This is a genomic window from uncultured Turicimonas sp. (genome assembly GCF_902477955.1).
In the GTDB taxonomy this organism is placed as follows: Bacteria; Pseudomonadota; Gammaproteobacteria; order Burkholderiales; family Burkholderiaceae_F; genus Turicimonas.
Window position 1 is genome coordinate 50356 of sequence record NZ_CABSJB010000013.1, and the last position, 10168, is coordinate 60523.

Below are 10168 nucleotides of genomic sequence, written 5' to 3' on the forward strand. Positions count from 1 at the left end.
TTTCTTTACCTCTTAGCCTTCTTTGGAACACATTGGGAAGCCCAAGCGTTCGCGGGAATCGTAATAACTTTGAGCCACGGAGCGGGAGATCTGACGGATTCTGCCGATATAGGCAGCACGTTCAGTAACGCTGATAGCGCCTCTGGCGTCTAAAAGATTAAAAGTGTGTCCGGCCTTCAAAACCATTTCATAAGCCGGCAAAGCTAAATTCAAGTCCATCAGGCGCTTGGCTTCGCTTTCGAAATAATCGAACTGCTTTAAGAGTTTTTCCGGATCGCTGGCTTCAAAGTTGTAATGACTTTGCTCAACTTCGTTCTGGTGGAATACATCACCATAGGTCAAGACATGTTCTTTTTCTCCGTCGGACCAACGGGTATAAACCAAATCAAATACGTTGTCGCAGTTTTGGAGATACATACTGAGTCTTTCCAAACCGTATGTAATTTCACCTGTAATCGGTTTGCAAGGAATACCTCCGACCTGTTGGAAATAGGTGAACTGAGTAACTTCCATGCCGTTCATCCAGACTTCCCAGCCTAAACCCCAAGCACCAAGAGTAGGATTTTCCCAGTTATCTTCTACGAAACGGATATCGTTGACTTCCGTGTCAATACCGAGTGCTCTGAGAGAGCCCAAGTATCTGTCAACGATGTCTGTTGGAGAAGGCTTTAAAACCACCTGGAACTGATGATGCTGATGAAGACGATTTGGATTTTCGCCGTAACGTGCATCTTTTGGTCTGCGGGACGGCTGGACGTAGGCGGCTCTCCACGGTTCCGGACCTAACGCTCTTAAAAATGTTGCGGTATGAGAGGTTCCGGCTCCGACCTCCATATCAATAGGCTGAAGCAAGGCGCAGCCCTGCTTGTTCCAATATTCCTGCAAGCGCAGGATGACTTCTTGAAAGGTAATCATAATCTTTTAGGTAAGGTGAACTCTGAATGAATTCATGACAATCTGACTATTTTAATGAAATAAAAGGATGATTAGCATCGGAGGGCAAGAAAATCCTCCTCCTTTTCCGCACGCATACTTCCGCTCAGTTATTTCCGTACTGAACTCATCGCTTTAACAAGACTCAACAATGCCAGATCGCCGTTTCGTCTTGTACCAACCATCAGGCTTCCCGGCGGTGTCTTCCCTAAGTCCACAGGAAAGGCGATAGTCGGACCGCCCCCGATTGCCCACCAATCTAAATATTCGGAAGAGACGATATAGTCGGCATCATATTTAAGCAACAAACTTTCAATAAAGTCGTTTGCCTTCTCTATGTTGCGATTTGCCAATTCCTTCTCTTTCGGTTCAGGCATTGCGAAGGCATCTTCCAAACGTTCCATCCCATACCGATGAGATTCGGGTCGGCTACGGTACTTCTCGACTAATTCTCGGAAACTCTTCGGTTCAGAAGCACTTCCATAACGTTCCAGAAACTTAGTCATATCCCGATTAATGTCGCTTGAGCTGATCTCTTTATAGTCAAACACAATTTGAGGCGTCTCAAGTTCAACTACAGAGATTCCAAGATCAGCCAACCGGCTAAAAAAGCTTTTCAAGGAGGGAGACACTTGTGAGCTATTCCTTAGGAAGAGGAGCCTAGGGCACGTACGGATGAACGGTTTGGAACAGAAAGAGAAATCAAATGATTGTGGATCGGAGGAATCGTGGCCTGTCATCGACAAGAAAACTTCTTTAAGTAGTTCCGGATTTCGTGCCAAAACGCCCGGAGCATCGAAAGAAGAGGATAAAGGTATGATTCCCGTTCGAGAGATTGAACCTCGTGTAGGTTTGAAACCATACACCCCGTTATACATTGCCGGAATCATGATGCTGCCCCGCGTCTCTGTCCCCAGCGCAGCGTCACAAAAACCTGCGCTGACTGCTACGGCTGAACCAACGCTGGAACCTCCGCAAGGAAAACGACCGCCGTAGGGATTTCTTCCGAATCCGCCCAGTTCCGAATACCCTCTTTTCAAAACCGATGAGGTAACGAAACCTGCCAGCTCGGTCAGATGAGTTTTCCCAAAAATATCAATGCGTAAATTCTTTCTCAACTGTTCAATACAGAAAGCATCCGGCAGTCTGAGGTTCTTTAAAGCAAAAGATCCGGCAGAAGCCGGCCAATCTCGAACGCCGATGTTGTCTTTAACAAGAAGATGGATTCCGCAATCTACTTTAGGATTTTTGTAAAAACGAACGGCATGCAAAACGCCATTAAAGGCCTGAATCCTTTTTACCATCTGAACGGTTGAAAGGTCCCTGTTTAACGGATAAGATAAGTTTTCCATAGGTTTGAGTTTCTCGTATCAAATCTCTCCCATTATCTTCCTTTCTTCTTCATTAGCGGCGCGGCATACGGGATATTTCTTGCATTGATTGCGTATAAGGTATTTTCTTTTACTTGTATTCAATGGAAAACGGCGGCCTAAATTGAAATCTGCAATACCTTCATTTTTTACCCTTAGTTAACGAGTTTTTAATTTATTTTCAAATTTTTTTGGCTCATCTGGGGCATTCTCTCCCCATAATATGAGTAACTTAGTTTGCAGAAAAAGAGAGATTTTGTGAAAACAAAAATTTTAACTTGCCTCCTCAGCTTAGGATTAGCAGCCGCACTTCCTACAGCCTCCTGGGCAGATTCTTCAGTCAAAGAAACCGTTACCGTGGACATTCAAGTTCCTGCAGCGTTGCGCGGATTCGTTCCCTTACACAACCCGGTGGCAATGCCGAAGGTAAGACTCTTTACCAAAGACGGAGAAGAGGTCGATTTAAATACATATCACGGCAAAGTTCTGATCCTGAATCTTTGGGCATCATGGTGTATGCCATGCATTCAAGAAATCCCGGCATTAGCCAAGATGCAAAAGAAACTTGAAGGTTCCAACGTAATGATCATGGGAGTCAACCTTGAACAGACGACCAATCAAGTTCTGAAATTCCTTGAGAAGAAGAAGTATGAAGGATTTCAAACTTGGCTGGACCCCACAGTGTCGGTCCCTTCTGCTCTGCCTATCAGCGGTATTCCCACAAACCTGATCCTCAATGGAAACGGAGAAATCATCGCAATGGTTGCCGGTTATGCCCAGTGGGATGCCCCCGAAGTTGCAAAGTTTCTCAAAGAACTAGAGAAAAAGTACAGCAAACCTTCTTCTAGTGCTGAGAAGAAGCTGTAGGCTTGCGGCGCCAAGACAGTCCGATTCCTGCTGCCAATGACAAAAGCATAACCAGAACCGAGGGCAGATCGCCTAAGCTCGCATAAGGCGTTGGCTTCCCGATTGCCGCTGTGACGGCCACGTCAAGCTTTCCGGGAACCATGAACGGTAGCCGAGCAATGATCTGCCCCTTTTCATTAATAGCTGCCGTAGCTCCCGTATTAGTAGCACGCACAATCGGACGGGCAAACTCTTTTGCTCTCATTCGAGAAATACTCAAATGCTGAGGCAAAGCTGCCGAATCACCGAACCAACCGAGGTTAGATAGATTAATCAAGATACCCGGGGCCTCGCCTTTGTTCCACCATTGTCTGATAGTTTCGCTGAATAAATCTTCATAACACAGGGTTGGCGCCACTCTGACCTGCTCTACAACGGTAAAAGGTTCTTGAGAAACATTTCCTTCCTTAAGGTTGGCCATTGGAATACCCAGCATATCGATGAACCAACGAAAACCGAAAGGCACGTACTCTCCGAACGGAACTAAGTGTTTTTTAAAATAGAAGCCGAACTTACTGCCTTTTTCAATCAAAATTGCAGTGTTGGCATAACCGCCTTCCGGGGATCGGATAAATGCGCCCAATATCAAAGGATTGCCTTTTTCTTCCGTTACTTTTGTCAGCTCTTTAAGCATTTTTGTCGGCAGCTTGTCAAAAGGAATCGGGAAAATAGTCTCAGGCAGAACAATCACTGCATCTTTTTTAAGACCCGGAGCACTCATCTCTTCCGTATATCTTGCAAAAGACTGTTCCGTCCCCATCGGAGAAAATTTTTCGTTCTGCGCAATCCCGCCTTGAATCAAACGGAAATTGACAGTTTCTCCCGGCTCGCTCCAAGTCTTTTCTTTCAAAACAAAAGCCGAGCCGAGAAGAGCAAGGAAAGCGACAGCAACCAAATTAGCCGTCCAGATATCCCGTCTTTTCATAGAAAGAACGAAAAGACAGATAAGTCCTGCTGTCAGTGCGGCAAGGTAATTAATGCCGGTTGCACCAATCACGGGCGCAAAAACGCTAAGAGGTCCTTCGATGTGAGCGTAGGCACCGGCTGCCCAAGGAAAACCGGAAAGAACCCATGTGCGAAGCCACTCTGTTAAAGCCCAAGCTGCTGGCGTAATCAACAGGAAGAAAACCCAGTTTTTTCTGCTGCGATCCCTTAAGCCCAAACCTGAGAGCAGCCCGGCTACTGCGGGAAAAATTGCCAGCAAAGAAGCAAAAGCCACGACCGCGATTCCCGCGACCCATGCAGGCTGGTAACCATAGTCATGAATAGAAAAATAGATCCAGTAAACGGAAGAACTAAACCAGCCTAATCCAAATAAAAATCCCAGAAAGGTGCTCCGAGCAACTGAGGAGGAATACAAAAAAAGAAAAAAGATTCCGGCCAAGCTCAAAAGTTGAATTAAAGCCCAGTGCGGTGCAATGGAAAAACCTTGAGCTCCCCCTAAGACGAGTGCAAATCCGCAGATTTCAAAGAAATTAATCTTTCGAGTCATTTTGTTCGTCGGTTTTTTCCGGAACTGACTCCGGTTTCGGCTCCTCAACCTTTTCGACTAAAAGCATCTGAACTTTTCGGGCCACCGCTTTCGTAACTTTGAAACGATATCCTCCGATAATCACTACTTCTCCTACATGCGGAACGTGTTCAAGCTCATCAGAAATTAAGCCTCCGACAGTTTCATAGTGATCATCAGAGAAGTGTGTCTCGAAATGTCTGTTGAACTCTTCAATATGAGTAGAAGCTTTGACGCGCCACTTCCCCGGAGAAATTTGAATAATGTCGTTGGCAGTTTGATCAACATCAAACTCGTCGTCAATTTCTCCGACAATTTCTTCGAGTACGTCTTCAATCGTTATGAGACCGGAAACTGATCCGAACTCGTCCACGACCAAAGCTAAATGGTTTCTTTTCAGCCGAAATTCTTTAAGAAGGATGTCAACCGGCTTGCTCTCAGGAATAAAAACCGGAGTCCGAAGATGCTCGGAAACCTTGTAATTGGGATCTACGAAAAGTTTCAGAAGATCTTTCGCAAGCAGAATTCCTACCACATTGTCTCTATCCCCATCAATGACAGGAAAACGAGAGTGACCGGCCGCAATGACCTGCTTAATCCAGTTCATCGGGTCATCGGAAATGTCGATGACCTGCATTTCCGTACGGGGGACCATGAGATCGTCAGCTCTCAGATCGGCTACCTCCAGCACCCCTTCGATCATATGGAAAGCATCATCGGTTAAGATTTTCTTTCCGTGAGCGTCTTGGAGTTTTTCAATAAATTCTTCTTTGGTCTCAGGATGTTCGTGAAATAGTTTTTCAGAAAGCTTCTCAAAAAAAGAACGGGGTTTTTGAACAGGTGCCGGGTTGTCTGACATATTTTTTAACTTTTGAACACAATAGCTCGATGATATAGGAAATCCTATTGTTTTTTCACAGCAAAAACTATACGTAGTTCCTATCGGGATATGGAGGTTTGAAACCCAAATCCATCACGATTTCGGTTTCTTTGCGCTCCATCACTTCCGCCTCTTCGTCATGCATATGATCGTAGCCCAAGGCATGAAGAGCTCCGTGAACGAGCAAATGTGCTAAATGCTCCTCCAATGATTTGTTCTGGTCCAAGGCTTCTTTTCTAAGGACAGGAACACAAACAACCAGGTCAGCTTCCACGACAGGTTCTCTAACATAATCAAAAGTCAGAATGTTGGTCGCGTAATCTTTTTTACGGTAGCTGTTATTGAGTTCTCTGCCCTCTTCTTCATCAACGAATCGAACCGTCACCATGGAATCCGAAGCCAAAGCTTTCTTCAGCCATCTCACCATTTTTGAGCGAGACGGCAAATCTTCAAATTTTGAAAGCTGTTGAAAAGAAAAATTAAAAACGGGAGATTTAGTCTCTTTTTTCACCATTTTTTTGTGCTCTGTCATATGCCTCTACAATCCTTGCAACCAAAGGATGACGTACTACGTCAGCCGCCGTAAAGTAGGTGATGGAAATGCCGCGGACATCTCTCAAGATATTTGCTGCATCCATCAATCCGCTTCTCTGGCCTCTCGGCAAGTCAATCTGAGAGGAGTCGCCGGTAATTACCGCCCGGGATCCGAAGCCGATTCTCGTCAGAAACATCTTCATCTGTTCCGGAGTTGTGTTTTGAGCTTCATCCAGAATTACAAATGAGGAATTGAGAGTTCTCCCTCTCATGTAGGCCAAAGGAGCAATTTCAATATTTTGCCGTTCAAGCAAGCGCTGAGTCTTTTCAGTTCCCAATAAATCAAAGAGCGCATCGTACAAAGGACGAAGATAAGGGTCGACCTTTTGAGAGAGATCGCCCGGAAGGAAACCGAGTTTTTCACCGGCTTCGACGGCCGGACGAGTCAGCACGATTCTTTCAACTTCTCCCTTTTCAAACGCATCGACGGCCGCCGCGACAGCGAGATAGGTCTTGCCGGTTCCTGCCGGCCCGATACCGAAAGAAATATCATGACTCATGATATTTCTGATGTAGGCCCTTTGCATCGGTGTACGGCCCGTCAAACCCTTGCGCCTTGTGCGAAGTTCAGGAGTCGGTTCTTCCGTAATCTCTTCTTCGAGACTTGTCTTGGATCCGACAAAGTAAAGCTGAATATCTTCGGTACCTAAGTCGCCGGCCTTATTCTGAGCCGCTTTTGCTAAATCGGAAATAGCCTGTACACCTTTCCTTGCCGCTTCCAGCGGGCCTGCCACGGTAAAGACAGAACCTCGCCGAGAAATGTCGACATTGAGGAAAGTTTCAATCTGGGCAATATTAGTGTCCATCGGACCGACCAAACTTGCCAGATCGCTATTGTTAATGTCTAAAGAAACAGAAAGCTTTTTTAAATCTTCTTTTGATTTGGTTTCTGCTTTGCTTTTATTCATGGATCTCCCCGCCTAATGTATGCGGATATACATCAGTTATTTTGAGACTAATCATTTTACCGATTAAGCTCTCGTCCCCATTAAAGGTAACAATTCTATTGTTATCGGTTCGTGCACTAAGCATATTTTCTCCGCGCTTGGCCTTACCAACCACAAGCACTCTCTGAATGCTGCCCACCATAGATTGGGAAATTTCTTGAGCGTGTTTGGTATTCAATGCCTGAAGTCTCTGCAATCTCTCAAGTTTCACTTCCTGCGGAGTGTCATCGGGCATCTCTGCAGCCGGAGTTCCCGGGCGCGGAGAATAGACGAAGGAGAAACTGGCATCGAACTTCACGTCCTCAATCAGTTTCATTGTTTTTTCGAAATCTTCCGCAGTCTCGTTTGGAAAGCCCACGATGAAGTCTGTAGCAATACAGATATCCGGACGAATCTGGCGGAGCTTTCTGATGATAGATTTGTACTCGAGAACGGTATAGCCGCGCTTCATACCTGCCAGAACTCTGTCGCTTCCTGCCTGAACCGGCAAGTGAACGTGATTGGCAAGTTTAGGAATCTTTCCATAGGCTTCTATCAGTCTCTTAGAGAATTCTTTCGGGTGAGAAGTTGTATAACGGATACGTTCAATTCCTTCAATTTCCGCAACGTATTCGAGAAGAAGAGCAAAATCCACAATTTCACCGTCAGGATCTTCTCCGCGGTAGGCATTGACATTCTGACCGAGAAGAGTAACTTCTTTTACGCCTTGTTCGGCAAGCTGAATAATTTCAAGCAGAACATCTTGCAACGGACGGGAGAATTCTTCTCCGCGTGTGTAGGGCACAACACAGTAAGAACAGTATTTGCTGCAGCCTTCCATAATGGAAACGAAAGCCGTTGCCGCATCGGCGTGCGGTTTAGGAAGATGGTCAAACTTCTCAATCTCAGGGAAGCTGATATCTACCTGAGGACGGTTAGTTTCTTGGCGTTTTTTGAGCAACTCAGGAAGTCTGTGGTAGGTCTGCGGCCCGAATACGATATCAACGTACGGAGCTCTGCGAATAATATTTTTGCCCTCTTGACTGGCAACACAACCCCCTACTGCAATTTTCAGCTCGGGTTTTTCTTTTTTCAGTTCTCTGGCTCGGCCTAAATCAGAGAAAACCTTCTCCTGAGCTTTTTCTCGGATAGAGCAAGTGTTAAATACGATTAAATCTGCCTCTTCGATGTTATCGGTTGGCTGGTAGCCGGCCTTGGAGACAGCAATGTCAGAGATTTTGCCGGAATCATATTCATTCATCTGGCAACCGAAAGTCTTAATAAAAATTTTCTTCGCGTTCACGGTTTATATCCGGTGGCTAATAAGAGACGTCAAAAAAGCAGGACGTCGATTCTGCTAAAAAGGTGCTACATATAAGGGTGCTTCAACTTGGAAAATCTCCTCAGGATTTTCTAAATTTCTTGCCGTTAAAGCACCGCCCCAAAGACAACCCGTATCTAAGGGATAAATGTTGGGCCATTCTATCAAGCCTAAAGTTGACCAATGGCCGAAGGTTACTTTGTCCTCGGCTGTTTTTCTATCGGGATACTTGAACCAAGGAATCAGTTCCGATGAAGTTTCTGCCGGCGAAAGCTTAGCGTCATAATCCATCTCGCCGTTTGCGGTGAGGAAACGAGTACGGGTAAGAACATTAATAATCGCCCGTAATCTTTTGAATCCTTCAAGCTCTTTACTCCATTGAGTCTTGCCGAAGAGTTCTCCCATATTTTCCTGCCAATTATCCGAGCGCAGATAATCTTCTACTTCATGAGCCAATTTTAGTGTCTTCTTCTTGTTCCATTTCCAATGACAGGCAGCATGGACACAAAGCACATTTTCTACATCCAGAGCCATCGGCCAAGTCCTGATCCAGTCCATTAATTCTTTTGCATCCGGAGCATCGAAAATTTCCTTAATGGTATCTTTTCGGTGAAGCTCTCTTTTACCGGCATAAACGGCCAGCATATGCAGCTCGTGATTGCCTAGAATGCTGACCGCATGTTCTCCCAGTCCCTGAATGATTCTCAAGGTTTCTAACGACTGGGGACCGCGGTTGACTACGTCACCTATAAAAACAATATTGCTGTCCGAGGGAAGTTTGGCAAGAAGCTCCTTCAGACTTTGTGCGCAGCCATGCACATCGCCGATAGCGTAGGTACTCATAAATGTCTTACGATTATTCCTCAAAATAATTCGGAGCCGTAAGGTGCAGAATTCCGACCTTTTCGGCTCCTAAAATAGCTTTTTTCAAGCTAACTATGCTATCAAAAAATTATTTCTGTTTTGTTTCAAAGAACTAGCCGTTTCAAATACCTACAGTTTTACGTTATTTTGCCGCACTCTTCTTGGTTTTTACTTTAGAAGGCATCAAGGAAGTCACCATAAAATTCCATGCCTCTCTTTTCATTTTGGGAGAAACAAGATCGACTCCGAATTTGTGGGTGTAAAAAAATCCTTCCAATGCCATAATTCCAATAAGAAGCGCAGTTTGTTTTTCCTTAGGCGCTTGCTCAATTCTCTCAAAAAGTTTTTGGTACCACTCTTTGACGGGCCTCATCAGCTCTTCATCTTTACAATATTCAGACAACAGAGAAGTACCGACGGCTGCCCAACCGTGATTGTCTAAATCGAAGCTTCTGAACCATTGGATATAACCGGAAAGCAAAGTATCAGAAGGCTCACCTTCAAACAGTTCTTCATGTTTATTGAGCTGCTCATCAAGGTGATGGACGTAATTCTCTAAAAGAGCCGTCTGAAGTTCTCTTTTACTTTTGAAGTGGTAAGTGCATGCGCCTTTGCTGAGCCCGGCCTTCCTGGCCACGTTATCCATGGTCAGTGCACTAATTCCTTCGGAAGCTACAAGAGCATTTGCCGCTTCGATAATAGATTGTCTGGTCCTCAGAGCCTTATCACTTGCCATTTTGAATTTCCTTCAAAGTTGTTCACGGTCTCCCACAGGAAGATACTTTATCTCATGGGTTGACATCCTCCTCTTCGTGAACGAAGAGGATTCCCTACCACCACTACAACAGCCGTAGCCTATTGTTG

At 45.2% G+C, this 10168-nt stretch carries 10 protein-coding genes; 1 reads left to right on the plus strand and 9 read right to left on the minus strand.

All coding sequences use genetic code 11. The features are described 5' to 3' along the window. Nucleotides 1–12 precede the first annotated feature (12 nt). The gene (gene glyQ / locus RDK53_RS05475; protein ID WP_066594076.1) at nucleotides 13–915 is read right to left on the minus strand and encodes a glycine--tRNA ligase subunit alpha; all 903 of its coding nucleotides are present in this window, start codon (nucleotides 913–915) and stop codon (nucleotides 13–15) included. A gap of 128 nt (nucleotides 916–1043) precedes the next feature. Continuing rightward, entirely contained in the window at nucleotides 1044–2285 is a 1242-nt protein-coding gene (locus tag RDK53_RS05480) for an amidase (protein WP_308513641.1), read from the minus strand. Between the two features lie 276 nt (nucleotides 2286–2561). On the opposite strand from RDK53_RS05480, the gene RDK53_RS05485 reads away from it, so the two are divergent. Continuing rightward, on the plus strand, nucleotides 2562–3170 hold the full coding sequence (locus RDK53_RS05485) for a TlpA disulfide reductase family protein (RefSeq protein WP_308513642.1): 609 nt from the start codon (nucleotides 2562–2564) through the stop codon (nucleotides 3168–3170). On the opposite strand, the gene lnt is transcribed toward RDK53_RS05485, so the two are convergent. The 7 genes from lnt to RDK53_RS05520 form a co-directional block, all read right to left on the minus strand. Continuing rightward, entirely contained in the window at nucleotides 3148–4701 is a 1554-nt protein-coding gene (lnt, locus tag RDK53_RS05490) for an apolipoprotein N-acyltransferase (RefSeq protein WP_308513643.1), read from the minus strand. The two genes, RDK53_RS05485 and lnt, sit on opposite strands and share 23 nt — an antisense overlap. After that, nucleotides 4685–5578 (minus strand): transporter associated domain-containing protein, encoded by an 894-nt coding sequence (locus RDK53_RS05495; protein ID WP_308513644.1) that lies wholly within the window; start codon nucleotides 5576–5578, stop codon nucleotides 4685–4687. Before RDK53_RS05495 ends, lnt begins: the two co-directional genes overlap by 17 nt. 67 nt (nucleotides 5579–5645) lie before the next feature. Then, nucleotides 5646–6113 carry an rRNA maturation RNase YbeY gene (ybeY, locus tag RDK53_RS05500; RefSeq protein WP_308513645.1) on the minus strand — a complete coding sequence of 156 codons (468 nt, stop codon included), beginning with the start codon at nucleotides 6111–6113 and terminating at the stop codon, nucleotides 5646–5648. After that, nucleotides 6094–7101, minus strand: coding sequence for a PhoH family protein (locus RDK53_RS05505; protein ID WP_066594082.1), 1008 nt, complete (start codon nucleotides 7099–7101; stop codon nucleotides 6094–6096). The genes ybeY and RDK53_RS05505 overlap by 20 nt, the downstream gene beginning before the upstream one ends. Next, a complete protein-coding gene (gene miaB / locus RDK53_RS05510; protein WP_308513646.1) occupies nucleotides 7094–8422 on the minus strand; it encodes a tRNA (N6-isopentenyl adenosine(37)-C2)-methylthiotransferase MiaB in 1329 nt (442 codons plus the stop codon). The genes RDK53_RS05505 and miaB overlap by 8 nt, the downstream gene beginning before the upstream one ends. A gap of 54 nt (nucleotides 8423–8476) precedes the next feature. Further along, nucleotides 8477–9283: a symmetrical bis(5'-nucleosyl)-tetraphosphatase gene (locus RDK53_RS05515; protein ID WP_308513647.1), complete on the minus strand. Its 807-nt coding sequence runs from the start codon at nucleotides 9281–9283 to the stop codon at nucleotides 8477–8479. A 163-nt stretch (nucleotides 9284–9446) separates the two neighbouring features. Beyond that, nucleotides 9447–10040, minus strand: coding sequence for a TetR/AcrR family transcriptional regulator (locus tag RDK53_RS05520; RefSeq protein ID WP_308513648.1), 594 nt, complete (start codon nucleotides 10038–10040; stop codon nucleotides 9447–9449). Between the last annotated feature and the right edge of the window lie 128 nt (nucleotides 10041–10168).

Bases quoted from the DNA above. Each gene is read 5' to 3' on its own strand.
- glyQ (WP_066594076.1), bottom strand. From the start codon at position 915: ATGATTACCTTTCAAGAAGTCATCCTGCGCTTGCAGGAATATTGGAAC.
- RDK53_RS05480 (WP_308513641.1), bottom strand. From the start codon at position 2,285: ATGGAAAACTTATCTTATCCGTTAAACAGGGACCTTTCAACCGTTCAG.
- lnt (WP_308513643.1), bottom strand. From the start codon at position 4,701: ATGACTCGAAAGATTAATTTCTTTGAAATCTGCGGATTTGCACTCGTC.
- RDK53_RS05495 (WP_308513644.1), bottom strand. From the start codon at position 5,578: ATGTCAGACAACCCGGCACCTGTTCAAAAACCCCGTTCTTTTTTTGAG.
- ybeY (WP_308513645.1), bottom strand. From the start codon at position 6,113: ATGGTGAAAAAAGAGACTAAATCTCCCGTTTTTAATTTTTCTTTTCAA.
- RDK53_RS05505 (WP_066594082.1), bottom strand. From the start codon at position 7,101: ATGAATAAAAGCAAAGCAGAAACCAAATCAAAAGAAGATTTAAAAAAG.
- RDK53_RS05515 (WP_308513647.1), bottom strand. From the start codon at position 9,283: ATGAGTACCTACGCTATCGGCGATGTGCATGGCTGCGCACAAAGTCTG.
- RDK53_RS05520 (WP_308513648.1), bottom strand. From the start codon at position 10,040: ATGGCAAGTGATAAGGCTCTGAGGACCAGACAATCTATTATCGAAGCG.